The sequence below is a fragment of the Agrobacterium sp. OT33 genome (assembly GCF_017313365.1).
Classification (GTDB): Bacteria; Pseudomonadota; Alphaproteobacteria; order Rhizobiales; family Rhizobiaceae; genus Agrobacterium; species Agrobacterium rhizogenes_A.
This window is the reverse complement of record NZ_JAFLMZ010000009.1, coordinates 311,391-324,976: the sequence shown is the minus strand read 5'-3', so window position 1 is coordinate 324,976 and position 13,586 is coordinate 311,391. Positions and strand designations below refer to the sequence as shown.

General features: G+C 61.6%; 15 protein-coding genes. 9 read left to right on the top strand and 6 right to left on the bottom strand.

All coding sequences use genetic code 11. The features are described from left to right. The 3 genes from JZX88_RS21885 to JZX88_RS21875 all read left to right on the top strand — a co-directional run bounded on the left by JZX88_RS21885 (position 1) and on the right by JZX88_RS21875 (position 902). Complete coding sequence (locus JZX88_RS21885) at positions 1-201, top strand: heavy-metal-associated domain-containing protein (protein ID WP_065115186.1); 201 nt, start codon at positions 1-3, stop codon at positions 199-201. 76 nt (positions 202-277) lie between these two features. Beyond that, positions 278-547 (top strand): type II toxin-antitoxin system ParD family antitoxin, encoded by a 270-nt coding sequence (locus JZX88_RS21880; RefSeq protein WP_065115187.1) that lies wholly within the window; start codon positions 278-280, stop codon positions 545-547. After that, a complete protein-coding gene (locus tag JZX88_RS21875) occupies positions 537-902 on the top strand; it encodes a type II toxin-antitoxin system RelE/ParE family toxin (protein ID WP_206914684.1) in 366 nt (121 codons plus the stop codon). Before JZX88_RS21880 ends, JZX88_RS21875 begins: the two co-directional genes overlap by 11 nt. Here JZX88_RS21875 and JZX88_RS21870 read toward each other — a convergent pair. After that, positions 899-1,147 (bottom strand): hypothetical protein, encoded by a 249-nt coding sequence (locus JZX88_RS21870; protein WP_206914683.1) that lies wholly within the window; start codon positions 1,145-1,147, stop codon positions 899-901. The two genes, JZX88_RS21875 and JZX88_RS21870, sit on opposite strands and share 4 nt — an antisense overlap. A gap of 178 nt (positions 1,148-1,325) precedes the next feature. On the opposite strand from JZX88_RS21870, the gene JZX88_RS21865 reads away from it, so the two are divergent. Further along, a complete protein-coding gene (locus JZX88_RS21865) occupies positions 1,326-2,714 on the top strand; it encodes an MFS transporter (protein ID WP_174029215.1) in 1,389 nt (462 codons plus the stop codon). A 21-nt stretch (positions 2,715-2,735) separates the two neighbouring features. Here the strand turns inward: JZX88_RS21865 and JZX88_RS21860 are convergent, their stop codons facing one another. Together JZX88_RS21860 and JZX88_RS21855 are read right to left on the bottom strand one after the other, a co-directional pair. After that, positions 2,736-2,909 carry a hypothetical protein gene (locus tag JZX88_RS21860; RefSeq protein WP_077767646.1) on the bottom strand — a complete coding sequence of 58 codons (174 nt, stop codon included), beginning with the start codon at positions 2,907-2,909 and terminating at the stop codon, positions 2,736-2,738. A gap of 71 nt (positions 2,910-2,980) precedes the next feature. Beyond that, positions 2,981-4,699, bottom strand: a complete 1,719-nt coding sequence (locus tag JZX88_RS21855; RefSeq protein WP_206914682.1) for a glycoside hydrolase family 32 protein — start codon at positions 4,697-4,699, stop codon at positions 2,981-2,983. 176 nt (positions 4,700-4,875) lie between these two features. Here JZX88_RS21855 and JZX88_RS21850 point away from each other — a divergent pair, with 176 nt between their 5' ends. Beyond that, positions 4,876-6,336, top strand: coding sequence for a protein adenylyltransferase SelO family protein (locus JZX88_RS21850; protein WP_206914704.1), 1,461 nt, complete (start codon positions 4,876-4,878; stop codon positions 6,334-6,336). A gap of 64 nt (positions 6,337-6,400) precedes the next feature. Here the strand turns inward: JZX88_RS21850 and JZX88_RS21845 are convergent, their stop codons facing one another. Further along, positions 6,401-7,501, bottom strand: a complete 1,101-nt coding sequence (locus tag JZX88_RS21845) for a saccharopine dehydrogenase family protein (protein WP_110757503.1) — start codon at positions 7,499-7,501, stop codon at positions 6,401-6,403. 147 nt (positions 7,502-7,648) lie between these two features. Here JZX88_RS21845 and JZX88_RS21840 point away from each other — a divergent pair, with 147 nt between their 5' ends. Continuing rightward, positions 7,649-8,080 (top strand): Lrp/AsnC family transcriptional regulator, encoded by a 432-nt coding sequence (locus JZX88_RS21840; RefSeq protein WP_052817598.1) that lies wholly within the window; start codon positions 7,649-7,651, stop codon positions 8,078-8,080. 215 nt (positions 8,081-8,295) lie between these two features. Here the strand turns inward: JZX88_RS21840 and JZX88_RS21835 are convergent, their stop codons facing one another. After that, a complete protein-coding gene (locus JZX88_RS21835; RefSeq protein WP_065115193.1) occupies positions 8,296-8,664 on the bottom strand; it encodes a helix-turn-helix domain-containing protein in 369 nt (122 codons plus the stop codon). 142 nt (positions 8,665-8,806) lie between these two features. Here JZX88_RS21835 and JZX88_RS21830 point away from each other — a divergent pair, with 142 nt between their 5' ends. After that, positions 8,807-9,646, top strand: a complete 840-nt coding sequence (locus JZX88_RS21830) for an SDR family oxidoreductase (RefSeq protein WP_206914681.1) — start codon at positions 8,807-8,809, stop codon at positions 9,644-9,646. Between the two features lie 27 nt (positions 9,647-9,673). On the opposite strand, the gene JZX88_RS21825 is transcribed toward JZX88_RS21830, so the two are convergent. Then, positions 9,674-11,314 carry an alpha/beta-hydrolase family protein gene (locus JZX88_RS21825; protein ID WP_206914703.1) on the bottom strand — a complete coding sequence of 547 codons (1,641 nt, stop codon included), beginning with the start codon at positions 11,312-11,314 and terminating at the stop codon, positions 9,674-9,676. 434 nt (positions 11,315-11,748) lie between these two features. On the opposite strand from JZX88_RS21825, the gene JZX88_RS21820 reads away from it, so the two are divergent. Both JZX88_RS21820 and JZX88_RS21815 read left to right on the top strand, forming a co-directional pair. After that, on the top strand, positions 11,749-12,276 hold the full coding sequence (locus tag JZX88_RS21820; protein WP_206914680.1) for a hypothetical protein: 528 nt from the start codon (positions 11,749-11,751) through the stop codon (positions 12,274-12,276). After that, on the top strand, positions 12,273-13,532 hold the full coding sequence (locus tag JZX88_RS21815; RefSeq protein ID WP_206914679.1) for a DNA-packaging protein: 1,260 nt from the start codon (positions 12,273-12,275) through the stop codon (positions 13,530-13,532). The genes JZX88_RS21820 and JZX88_RS21815 overlap by 4 nt, the downstream gene beginning before the upstream one ends. Positions 13,533-13,586 lie beyond the last annotated feature (54 nt).

Here is a 13,586-nt window from a genome sequence, read left to right as displayed (position 1 = left end):
ATGAGTGCAACCACCTTCCTCGTTTCGGACATGACCTGCGGCCATTGTGAAAAGACCCTGCGCGGCGCTCTCGCCGACGTGCTGCCCGACGCGTCCGTCAGCATCGATCTCGCCACCCACAAACTCACGGTAACGGGTGACGCCGCAACGGCGGAAGCGGCGATCCGCGATGCCGGTTATTCGCCGGAACGGGTGGGCTGAAAGCCATTCTTGCTGGAATGAACATGGAGGGTGTGCTACTGAGTAGCATCATTCTCCATGCCAAAGGAGTGCCGCAATGTCCGTCAAGGCGTCCGTATCCATTTCCGATCAGCAGGACAGCTTCGCCCGCCGGCTGGTGGAGGAAGGGCGTTATGCCAGCCTCAGTGCCGTCGTTCAGCGCGGGCTGGAACTGCTCCGGCAGGAAACCGAGCTGAAGGACGCCGAGCTTGCGGCGCTTCGTGATTTGCTGGTCGAGCGGGGGCAGGGCGACTTCGTCTCCGTGGAAGACGGCAAAGACAGAACCACAGCGATGATAGCAGCCAAGAAGGCCGGCTATGGCCTTTAAGGTCGTGCGCTCGACACAGACGGATCAGGACCTCGGCCTCATTCTCGACCATCTCATCCAGTCCTATCTCGACCTTGGTGATGCTTTGCCGGGGGCTTTCGCGCGCGCTGCACGACGCGTTGGGTCAATTGAAGCGGATATGGAAGCGCTTCACAAAGCGCCTTTTCAGGGGACGTTATTGAACGAAATATTACCTGGCCTTCGCCGGGTAACGAAAAATCAGGCTGTCTTTTATTTCGATGTCGACGAAGGTGAAAAGACCGTGCGTATTCTCGCAGTCTTTTTCGGCGGGCAGGAGCATCTGCGACATATGCTCACGCGCCTTGTGTCTCGTCGCGCCCCGAATCTTCCCTAAACCTCATCGAAAGCCCCGCCTTCCCGCGAGGGATTGCGGTTGATGACGCGTTCCTCGACATCGTCGGGCAAGGCCTCGTCGCTTTCCTGGTAGGGGTCATCCTCGCTCTCGGCCTCTTCCTCCTCGATTTCCTGTTCGATGGATTGCGGGATTTCTCCCTTGGCGGGAAGGGCGTCGATGTCGAGATCAAGCAGATCCTCGTCCATGGCGTCTTCGTCGAGAGGCATGATCTTCCTGCGGTCCATGACGGTGTCCTTTCTGTCGGTTCACTTGGCAAACGGCCCGGGCGCGTGCAGGGTTCCTGCCGCCGTGGAATTCCTTCAGGTCGGATTGCATGAAAAAGCCGACTTGACCTCAATGGTGCTTGAGGTTCTAGTTTGCCCGCCGTATCGCAAAAATCGAAAGGATACGGCTTTGACGAGTATGGAAATGACGGAGAAAAACGGCTGGGGCGAATTGCTGAGCGGAGCGAACCTCTCGCTTCTGACCGTCATATCCTCCGGTATCGGCCTGCACGCCTTCAACCAGTTCGCGGTGGTGACGGCCTTGCCTGTCGCCGTCAACGAAATCGGCGGCGCCGCCTTCTACAGCTGGGCCTATAGTCTCTATTTCGTCGGCTCCGTGGCCGGCGGTGTTACCGCCGTGCTGTTTCGCGAGCGTTTTGGCGCGCGCGCCGTTCTGCTTCTGTGCTGCCTGATCTTTTCCTTCGGCTCGGTCCTCTCCGCAATCGCCGGGGATTTTTTATGGGTCGTCGTCGGCCGGGCGTTGCAGGGGCTGGCAGACGGGTTGATCGTGGCGGTGTGCTACAGCCTCATACCCGCCGGTTTCCGCTCCGGCCTGTTGCCGAAGGTCTTTGCCATCGAGGCGGCGATCTGGGCGGTCGCCTCGTTTATCGGCCCGCTGACCGGTGGTTTCGCCACCGAGCACATGTCCTGGCGCGCCACCTTCCTGCTGTCGGCGCCGCTGATCGTGCTGCTGTTGGTCTACACGACCGTCGCCGTCTCAGTCGAGCGGCCGGTGGCGGCAACGCGCAAACCGCTGGTGCCCCTCATTCTGTGCCTCGTCGGCGCACTGGCCTTTTCCGCGCCTTCCGCCTTTGAGGATGCAAGCCTGCGGGCGATTTCCCTGCTGGCGGGTGCGGCGCTGTTATGGGCTTCTCTACGGGCGGGCATCCGGCCCTCCACCGGGCTTTTCCCGAGGGATTCCTTCCGGTTGAAAACCGTGCTTGGCAGTGGTTTCTGGGTGCTGTTCCTGATGTCCTATGCCCATGCGCTGGGCAGCGTCTATCTCGCTTACGTCGCCATCAACCTGTGGCGCTACGAGCCGACCTTCGCCGGCTTCATTGTGGTGACGATGCCGCTTGCCTGGAGCTTCGTGGCGATGCTGATCGGCAGCCTGCGCTTCGGCCGACTCAGGGAAATTTGCCTGCATTACGGCCCCTACCAGATGGTGCCGGGCTGCGCCCTGCTGGGGCTGGGGCTTGCGAGCGGAAACTGGGGCGAGATGCTGCTGGGACAAATCCTCATCGGCTCCGCCTTCGGCATGTCATGGGCCGGCATCAGCCAGGCCGCCATGGAGGCTGCGCCCGAGGAAGAGCGCAAGATGACGGGCGCGTTGCTGCCCACTGTTTCGACACTGGGTGCGGCGGCAGGCGCAGGCGCCAGCGGCACCGTCGCAGCCGCCACCGATCTCGTTGCGCAGATCGAAAGCGCCGATGTGACGATGCCGATGGTGTATCTTTACGGGCTGGGTGTTCTGGTCTCGCTCATCGCGCTTGTGACTGCCCGCGGCCTGCGCGGTGCATCACGCTGAGCGCCGCGCGCCGGAAAGCGGTTACGACTGGGTGGTGGCGATGGTGATCGCCGCCAGGTAAACCACGAAGGACATGATCGCGATTGCCCCGATAATGATGATGATGCCCTTGCCGGCGCGTTTTTTCTCGGCCCTGTTTTCATTGGCTTCGGTCGGGAACAGGATGGGATCGCTGGTATCGCGGATTTTGGTCATGCCGTTTCTCCTTTTGCGGGTCTGGTCGGCTGTTTCTGAATGATCAACCGCCCGGTCCGCCAAAAGGTTCCTCAGGGGCGCAGCGCCCACGTCGTGGCATGGACCACCGCGCCCGGTGCCGCCTTCAGCACGGCCGAACGCACGGGTTCGAAACCCTCGATGCGTTTTGTGCCGACATACCGGCCCCGGTTGGCAAAGACCTCGATGGAGCCGTAATCGAGGAAGATCCTGAGGCGAGAGGCCCTTGCGCCCTTGGCGATGTAATGCGGCGAAGCGCCGTCCCGCCCATCCTCATGACGGATCCACAGGCCGGTGTCATCCGAGACGAGACCGAGCGTGACCGTCGGGTGCTCCAGCGCCAGTTCGAAAGGCGCGCCGGGTGAGGAAAGCTCGAACAATATTTCCACCGCTCCGTTGATGAAGGTAACGCGTTCGCCGGCGGCAAGGCGCGTGCGGTCGAGAATATGGCTGCGCAGGCTTTCCGCCGCGCCGATGGGCGGGGTCAGAAGCTCACCGTTGAGGTAATGAATCCGGCGCGGCAGCGTCATGGAGGTGGGAAAATCGATTTCCGGATTGGCATCCGCCCAATTGGCGAGCCAGCCGATGCCGATGATGCTGTCACCATCCAGAAAGGCCTGAAAGGCGTAGTTGTCGGTGCCGAAATCCAGTTCCTGACCGAATTCTTTGGTGAAGGCCTTGCCGTCGAACCAGCCGACATCGGCCATGGTGAGGTTCTTGCGGCCGGTTTCCGGGTCTTCGGAATGCATCAGCCCGTAGACCAGAACCCAGCGGGTGGAGCGGGCATTGGCCGGACCGTCGAGCGGCAGCAGGCAGGGGCATTCGATGGCGGTCGTCCTGTAACGTGTTTCCACCCACAGCTTGCCCACATAGGTCCATCCGGAGGCCGCCGTGGGGTCCTGCGTCTCGTAAAGCAGGATGACGCCGCCGCCATCGCTCTGGCTGCCGAGCACCATTTTCCAGAGCCCGTCGGGACCACGAAACACGTAAGGATCGCGGAAATCCGGCGTCAGCCCCTGTCCGTCCGGGCGGTGGGCGAGAACGACCTCTGCCTGCCCGGCCATGATGAGATCGGAAGAGGTGGCGGTGAGCTGGATCTGCTGTTCGGGAATACGGTCCTGCACCTGTTCGGTGAAGAAGACGCGGATGCCGGTGCCTTCCACCAGCGGAATGGTGGAGCCGGAATAGGCGCCGCCGCGCTTGTCCGGCCGCGTCGTCAGGTCTTCGGAGGGGAACAGGAAGATCGGCAGATGCCGCCAGCGCAGGTAGTCCGAGGAGACGGCATGGCCCCAATGCATGGTGTTCCAGCGCAGCCCGTGCGAATAATGCTGATAAAACAGATGCGGGCGGCCTTCGAAACGGCCAAACCCGTTCGGATCGTTCATCCAGCCGAATGGCGGGCGGAAGTGATAGCTATCGGGCAGCTCGGGAGCGGCGTTATCAGGCTTGGTGTGGACGACGGTGATGCCGGTTTCCAGCACATCCGAAGCGGTGAACCAGTAGATGACGGAAACGGCGGTCGTGACCGTGTCATAGCTCAGCTCCACATGGCCGCCGCCGAACACCTGATAGATTCGAAAACCGAACTCTTCGGTATTGATGCTTGAAACTTCAGCGAATTTTCCATTCTGGTTGGAGAAGGAGACGGCACCGGGTTCGGCCGCCTTTTTCGCCTTCAGCCAGACATGGAAGGTGGCGTTGACCGGCAGGTCGGTGTGGAGGGTGCGGATGGCGCTTTCCGATACTTCCGTCACGGTTTCAACGACGCTCATTGCTGTTCCTTTCATTTCGGCATTCTGCGGGTCAAGCATAGGAACGATGATGGCGCTGGAAAGTTCATTGCGCAAAATACAATGAGTGGCGTTATAGGCACGGTGTGACGGTATTATCGCTCGCAACTGCGGCCTTGCCGCCCCATATAAAGGCAAAAGCAGGGAGTTTAACCGTGATCAGATTCGACAATTCCTATGCCCGCCTGCCGGAGCGGTTCAGCGCCGCCGTGCTGCCGACGCCGGTGAAGGCGCCGCGCCTCATCGCCTTCAATCGCAAGCTGGCAGACGAACTCCTTCTGGATGTTTCCGGCCTTGACGATGAAAGGCTGGCGGCGATCTTTTCCGGCAATGTCGTGCCGCAGGGGGCCGAGCCGCTGGCGATGGCCTATGCCGGCCACCAGTTCGGCGGTTTTGTGCCGCAGCTGGGCGATGGCCGCGCCATTCTTCTCGGCGAGGTGATCGACGCGAATGGCAGGAGGCGGGATATCCAGCTCAAGGGTTCCGGCCCCACGCCCTTTTCGCGCAGGGGCGACGGGCGCGCCGCCCTCGGACCGGTGCTGCGTGAATATATCGTTTCGGAAGCTATGTTTGCGCTTGGCATTCCCGCCACGCGGGCCTTGGCGGCGGTTCTGAGCGGCGAAAGGGTGCAGCGCGAGGTCGGGCTGCCGGGCGGCGTCTTCACCCGTGTTGCGGCAAGCCACATCCGTGTCGGCACCTTCCAGTTCTTCGCCGCGCGCGAGGATGACGAGGCGATCAAAAACCTTGCCGACCACGTGATCGACCGCCATTATCCCGATGCGAAAAATGCGGACAACCCCTATCTGGCGCTGCTGCGCGGCATCGCTGAAAGGCAGTGCGACCTTATTGCCCGCTGGATGATGGTGGGTTTCATTCATGGTGTGATGAACACCGACAATATGGCGGTATCCGGCGAGACCATCGATTTCGGCCCCTGCGCCTTCCTTGATGAATACCACCCCAACAAGGTCTTCTCATCCATCGATGCGCAGGGCCGTTATGCCTTCAACAACCAGCCGGGCATCGCCCAGTGGAACATCGCCAGGCTGGCGGAATGCCTGTTGCCGCTGCTCGATCCTCAAGTGGAAAAGGCCGCCCAACTTGCCAACGCCGTGCTAGCCGATTTCGCCGCTGCCTTTCCCAAACGCTGGCTGGCCGGGATGCGCGAAAAACTCGGCCTGACGCTGGAAGAGGAAGGCGATCTCGATCTCGTGCAGGCACTTCTGGCTCTGATGCAGGCGTCAGAGGCGGATTACACGCAGACCTTCCGGCGTCTTTCCCACGCGGCGAATGGCGATGCCGAACCATTTCGCGGCATGTTCATCGATATTGCCGGGGCCGACGAATTTCTGGCCCGCTGGCGCGAAAGAGCCGGGCGTGAAGAAATCTCCGATGCCGACAGGTCACGGGCAATGCTGTCCGTCAATCCGGCGGTCATCCCGCGCAACCACCGTATCGAGGAACTGATCGAGGCGGCGGTGGAAGAGGATGATTTCGAGCCTTTCCACGCCATGCTGGCGGCAATCGCGACGCCCTTCGAGGAGCGGCCGGACAATTTTGTCTACATGCAGCCGCCGATGAGCCATGAGCGGGTGTTCAGGACGTTTTGCGGGACGTGATGGGTTCGTCATCCTCACCGTCATGCCGGATCAAGTCCGGCATGACGGAAAAAAGCTGTTTCCCTTATCCCACCCGGGCCAGCGGCTCATGTGAGCCATAATACCGGCCGAACCGGTTTTCGAGGAATTTCGGCAGCGCCACTTCCTCCTGCCGCACGAAGCCCTTCTGTGGCAGGGAACCCTCGGCGAGCAGATCGAGAACCGTGCAGATGCCGGCTGCGGTGGTGATCTGGATGGCGCTCATCATCCGGCCGGAAACAGGGCCGGCATAGACCTTGTTGGCATAGGTTTCCTGCAGGAAACGGCCGTTGCGGGTGCCGCAGACGGTGACGAAGACGATGACCACATCCTGCATGGTGCCGGGCAGGGCGTTTTCGAACAGGTCCTTCAGCACATCGCGGCGGTTGCGCAGGTTGAGGTCGTTCAGAAGCGCCTTCATGATTGCCACATGGCCGGGATAACGGATGGTGCGGTAATTCATCGTCCGCACCTTGCCTTCCAGCGTGGCGCAGAGCGTGCCGAGGCCGCCCGAGGTGTTGAAGGCCTCGTAGGTAACGCCGTCGAGCGAAAATTCCTCGCGCTCTTCCAGCGCCGGAACGGCGGTGAGGCGGCCTTCGACGATGGCTTCGCAGGGCTCGATATATTCGTTGATCAGCCCGTCCGTGCTCCAGGTGAGATTGTAGTTGAGCGCGTTGGACGGATATTGCGGCAGCGCGCCGACACGCATGCGCACGCTGTCGAGCTTGTCGAAGCGGGCGGCGAGATCGGCGGCGACGATGGAGATGAAGCCGGGCGCCAGACCGCATTGCGGAATGAGCGCGGTCTCGGCCGTTTCCGAGAGCGCCTTGACCTTGCGGGTGGATTCCACGTCTTCGGTGAGGTCGAGATAATGCGTGCCCACGGTGACCGCCGCCTCCGCAATGCCCGCCGTCAGGTGGAATGGAGCGGCGGACAGCACGGCGAATTTGCCCTTCAGCAGTGCTTCCAGCGCCGGGCGATCGGCGATGTCGACGATCTCGGTATCGACGCGCTCATGTGCCGGCACATTGGCCAGCTGGTCGGCCGAGCGGTCGGCAACCGTGATGCGATAATCGCCTGTTGCGGCCAGCATCCAGGCGATGGCTGAACCGATATTGCCCGCGCCGATGACGACAATGTTTTTCATGTTTTTGTTCCCCGCAGTAAATTCGCATGTCTTTGCGCAACGAATGCGCTTCAGAGACAGAATGCCAGCTTCTATTGACGATTCGCAGCTTCACTATGTGCAGATAGAGGTCTATTATTGGACAGTTAGACGAGAGGATTGATCATTATGACGATCGCCGACAAGGATCGGGCGCTGCTGGCCCTGCTTTCCGAAAATGCCCGCATGCCGGTGGCGGAACTGGCGCGCAAACTCGGCCTTTCCCGCACAACCGTGCAGGCGCGCATCGAGCGGCTGGAGGCAGACGGCGTGATTGCCGGTTATGGCCTCAGGCTTTCGGAAAGCTATCTTTCCGGGCTGGTGCGCGCCCATGTGCTGATCACCATTGCGCCCAAGGCGCTGCCCGGCGTGACCGCCGCACTTGCCGCCATCAAGGAGGTCACGACGCTGCATTCGGTGAGCGGCACATTTGACCTGATTGCGATTCTGGCCGCCCCTTCGATCCTCGATCTCGACCGGCTGATCGACCGCATAGGCGCGCTTGACGGTGTGGAGCGCACGCTGTCGTCGATCATTCTGTCGACGCGGATTTCGCGGTAGGGATGTTTTGGGAAGTGTAAGGTACGCAAAACCCACCTCCGTCATGCCGGACGTGATCCGGCATCCAGACGCAGCGCGTCTGCGCGGCGAATAGAGTCCTTTCAGCCCAAGGACTTGGGCTGGCTGGATACCGGCTCAAGGCCGGTATGACGGAAGCAATGTTCTACAAAACGAAGCGGCAAAGGCTTTTGTCGCTACGCGAGGGCGAAGACCATCTAAGCCGCCGCCCTTTCGTCATAAGCCCTCTGCGCCGCCAGCACCGCGTCCATATTGCCCTCCGCCCAATGCGCAAGCGCCGCCACCGTGTCGGTGAGCGTCCGCCCCAGCGGTGTCAGCGAATATTCGACCGTTACCGGCACGGTCGGAAAGGCCTGCCGGGAAATCAGCCCGTCACGCTCGAGCTTCTTCAGCGTCTGCGACAGGACCTTCTGCGAAATGCCCTTGATCTCGCGCCGCAGCAGGTTGAAGCGCACGGGATCGCGCCGCAGCTTGTCGAGGATCAACAGCGCCCATTTGTCGGCGATCCTGTCCAGCACCATGCGGGTGGGGCAGCGGTCCTCATAGACGTCATAGATGTTTTCCATCGGTCTTTTCCATCTTCTTACGGCCACGCCGGTTTCCGCGAGGAAACCAGATAACCGAAAAGTGCTCTCTTTTCATGATTTCGCAAACGCAGTACCTGTATTTCCGAAACATGGTTTCCATTAGATACTAAGGAGATTTGAGATGACAGGCAAGATACTCGTAATCGGTTCCACCGGCACCATCGGCACGCCGCTGGTCAAGGCACTTCTGGCAAAGGGCGAAAGCGTCAAGGCTGCCTCGCGCAGCGGCAATGCGGCGGATGGCGCCGAAGGGGTGCGTTTCGACTATACCGACCGGGCAACTTATGCGGATGCATTCGACGGCGTGGACCGGCTGTTCCTGATCCTGGCGGGCGGGCGTCTGGACGCCATCGACGCTTTGACGCCCGTTGTCGAGGAGGCGGCGCGTCGCAAGGTGAAGATCGTTTTCCTCAGCGTCCTCGGTGTCGATGCCGACGATTCCATTCCCTATCGCCAGATCGAACTGAAGATCATCGCGTCGGGTACGCCTTACGTCATCCTGCGCCCCAACTGGTTTGCCGATAATTTTCACAGCTACTGGAAGGCCGGGATTGAACATGGCCAGATCGCCGTGCCGGCCGGCGAGGGCAAGTCGAGCTTCATCGACGTGCGCGATATCGCCGACAGCGCCGCCGCCGCGCTGACCTCCGACGCCTTTAATGGCAAGGCCTTCAACCTGACCGGGCCGAAGGCCTTCGGTTACGGCGAAGCGGCCGCGGTGATTTCAAAGGCGATCGGCAAGCCGGTGTCTTATGCCGCCGTTTCGGACGAGGTCTTCATCGGCATCCTCACTGGTGCGGGCGTGCCGAAGGATTACGCCTCTTTCCTCGCCTCGATCTTTTATCCCGTGCGTGAAGGCTGGACAGCGGTGGTAACCGGCGATGTCGAAACACTGACCGGCCACGCGCCGCGCTCGCTGGAAACCTATGTGGCCGACCATCTGGACGCGCTGAAGGGCTGACGCCGGCAAGCGATACGCCCGTCGCGCTCACGCCGGATCGGTGGAGCCGCGGCGGGCCTTGAAGAACATCTTCAGCCGCTGGATCTCCTCGGCGCTCCAGCCGTCGGGCTGCGTCACCTCCATCCATGCATCGATGTAATGTTCCGGGGCATAGACATGGCCGTAACCGATCGGTGCGGTGGTGGCGGCAGCGACATCGAGACCGAGCTGCAGCAGCGTCACCACCGGGAACCATCGGAACGACGTGGAAACGTCAGGCCCGTGATGCGCCATCCACTCTGGACGCCGGTAGAGCGACGCGGTTTCGAAGAAGGTGATCGGGTCGCTCGCATATTGCAGATAGACGATCCGCATCGGCCCCCATTTCACATCGGGCATATGGGCGGTGGTATACTGGTTGGCAAAACGGATGACGGAGGAATCGCGGAAACGCGGCAGCCATGCCGGTGTGCCCTCAACCCGCCCGTTGGTGGCCATGCGCCATGTGGGGCTGGAGAACGGCGGGCCGCTCCACAGCGTGCCCTGGAACGGGTCGGACAGCACATCGTAAAGATCGGAGGACTTCTGCGAGTTGAGCGAACCGAGGCTGAGGCCATGCAGATAAAGCTTCGGCCGTGTTTCCTTAGGCAGGGTGGTCCAATAGGCGTAGACGGCCTGAAACAGCGCGCGAGCCGTTTCAACGCCGTAGTCAGGCTCGGTCAGCAGCGCGATCCAGCTGGAAAGATAGGAATATTGCACGGCGACGCTGGCGATGTCGCCATCATGCAGATATTCGACCGTGTCCAGCGCTTCGGGGTCGATCCAGCCGGTGCCGGTGGGAATGACGACCAGCAGCACCTTGCGTTCGAAACCGCCGACCCGCTTCAGTTCCTCCAGCGCCAGTTTGGCTCTTGCTTCGGGTGTCGAAGCGGAATTCAGGCCGGCATAGACCCGGAGCGGTTCGCTGGCCGAACGATGGGTGAAGGCGGTGATTTCCTGCGCTTCAGGCCCGCCTGCCACGAATTCCCGCCCGCGGCGGCCAAGCGATTCCCATGTCATGAGCGACGCGCTGCTGCCGGTCTTCAGTGGATCGGAGGGGCGCGGCACGTCAGGCTCGATCAGTGCATCCACCTGTTTCAGCGAGGAATCGGCAAATTTCAGGCCGATATCGAAGATCAGGCCATTGAGCAGCATCCATGACAGCACGATGGCAGCGGCTATGCCGAGAACATTGGCAAGCCGGCGCGGCAGGAAATGCCGGCTGCGCGCGGCAAAGAACCGGCGGATAAGCTGGAAGAGCCGGCCGGCGCCAATCAGGATGGTGGCGACCAGTACGGCAAGGCCACCGGTCTTGGTGGGATGGGCACTGGGCAGCGGATCGAGTTCCATCAGCACGCGGATGGAATTCTGCCAGTCCTTCGCCTGCCACAAAAACGCAATCGCCGTGATGGCGGCGGCAAGCGCGATGAGAAAACGAACGCCGCGGACATTGTGGCGCGAGGGTTCTGGCAGTTCCAGATAGGCCCAGACGGCGTGCAGGGCGACGCCGATCAGATAACCGATGGCAAAGGAAAACCCGCACAGAACCCCCTGCATCAGCCATGTGCGCGGCAGAAGCGATGGTGTGAGCGAAGCGCAGAACAGGACCGTGCCGAAGACGATGCCGGTTGCCGAAAGACCCGCAAACAACCGCCCAACCCATTGTTTCACCAACTTGACTTGCCCCTTCTGCTCGCTGCCTGGCGCGGAGTGTAATATGCGGCGGGCGAGGGTGCAAATCCTGTCGGCAGGATAAAAATCATCAAAATAGGAAAATAATCCTTTACACCGTGACGGTGGTTTGGTAGTGTTTGGCTACAGTCGGAGATTTGCGGCTGACGGCAGAGGCCGGTTCGAAGGGTTGCCTTCGGGTTTGATGACGAGCCTTCCTATATTTTTCAGCGATACGGCAGTCTATCCGATTGGCTGTCCAGTTCTCTTACCAAGGCATTTTTCTCCCCGTCATACCGGCTCAAGGCCGGTATGACGGGGAGAAAAATGCTTCGTCTCAGAAAAAAACCGGGCGATAGCGCGACAGAGTCACGTAACGCCAGTCACTGCCATTTTTCTCTCAGGCCGATCCCATGACAAATTCTGATAATTGCGACCTGGCGCTCTACAGCGCGTGGCCGGAACGGCCCGCCTATGCGGGCGAGGGCATGCTGGATACCGCGCCTGAGACAAAGTCGCGGGCCGACAAGCTGGCTGCCGAGGATGCGGCGCGTAACGGCGAGCTAAGGCAGATGCTGAATGAGATGACGGAAGAGATGCGTGATCAGTTCCACCTGTACCGCACCCTGCGACAGGAGAGCGAGACGGCCCTGTTGGGGGCTGCGGATGACGCTCCCGGCAAACAGGCGCGTGCCGATGTGAAGGCTGCGACGGATCAGCTTTCGCTGATCGTGCGCACGCTGGAGCGGATCGACGCGCTGCAACGGGTACTGGCGGAAGAGAGGGAAGCGCTTGCCGCTGAGGACGAAACCGATGCCGAGGATTACGAGGCCGCAGTGGCGCATTTCCTGAGGCGCATCGACGAACTGGCCGACCAGAAATGCCGCGCCAAGCTGGAGGCGGGGCTGACACCGGTTGCATCCGGGGAACCTGATGCATGACGGAGCTTTCGCCCGACCCTCATATCAAGGATCAGGTCTTTGCCCTTTCGCGCGACTGGCGTTTCCTTGGCAACCTGCCGCAGCAGCCGCCTGAGGGCGACTGGCGGACATGGCTTTTGATCGGCGGGCGCGGTTCCGGCAAGACCCGCGCCGGTGCCGAGTGGGTGCACGGCATTGCTTCCGCCGGCAAACAATCGGATTTACGCATCGCGCTCATTGCGGAGACGCTGGGTGACGCCCGCGAGGTGATGATCGACGGTATTTCCGGCATCTGCCGCATCGCCCGCCGTCGCCGTCCCGCTTTCGAGGTCACGCGCCGCCGGCTCCTCTGGCCGAATGGCGCGATGGCGCAGGTGTTTTCCTCGGAAGACCCCGAAAGCCTGCGCGGCCCGCAATTCCACATGGCCTGGGCGGATGAGCTGGGAAAATGGAAATATCCGCAGGAAACCTGGGACATGCTGCAATTTGGCCTGCGTTTGGGCGAGGCACCGCGGCAACTGGTGACCACGACGCCGCGGCCCATTCCGTTGTTGAAGGCACTGCTGGCCGATCCTTCGACCCGGGTTGCGCAAATGCCGACCGCCATGAATGCGCAGAACCTGTCGCCCGGTTTCCTGAAGGCCATGCAGGACCGTTACGGCGGCACGCGGCTGGGGCGTCAGGAAATCGGCGGCGAGCTGATCGACGAGCGCGAGGGCGCCTTGTGGAAACGCGCCGATCTGGAAGCAATTGTCGAGGTGACGCATGAGCCGCTCTCGCGGATCGTGGTGGCGGTCGATCCGCCTGCCGGTGCAGGTGAAAATTCCTGCTGCGGCATCGTGGTTGCCGGGCTTGGCATGTCGGGCAAACTCGCCGTGCTTGCGGATTGTTCGGTGGAAGGCGAAACGCCAGCCGGCTGGGCCCGCGCCGTGGTCGCCGCCTTCCGCCGCCACGAGGCTGACCGGGTGGTGGCGGAGGTCAATCAGGGTGGCGAGATGGTGCGGGCGATGCTGCAAAGCGTGGACGCCGACCTGCCGCTCACTCTGGTGCGGGCCAGCCGTGGCAAGTTTACGCGCGCCGAGCCGGTCGCCTCACTTTACGAGCAGGGCAGGGTGCGTCACGCCGCTCGGTTTGAGAAGCTCGAAGACCAGATGACGGATTTCGGACCTGATGGCCTGTCATCCGGTCGCTCGCCCGACCGGCTGGATGCACTTGTCTGGGCGATAACGGCGCTGACGACAATGGTGGTGAATGAGCCGAGGGTGCGGGGGATGTGAGGCGATGTTGGCCCACGTTCCGGCATCACGGGTATGATAGGCAAACGGGTGCGT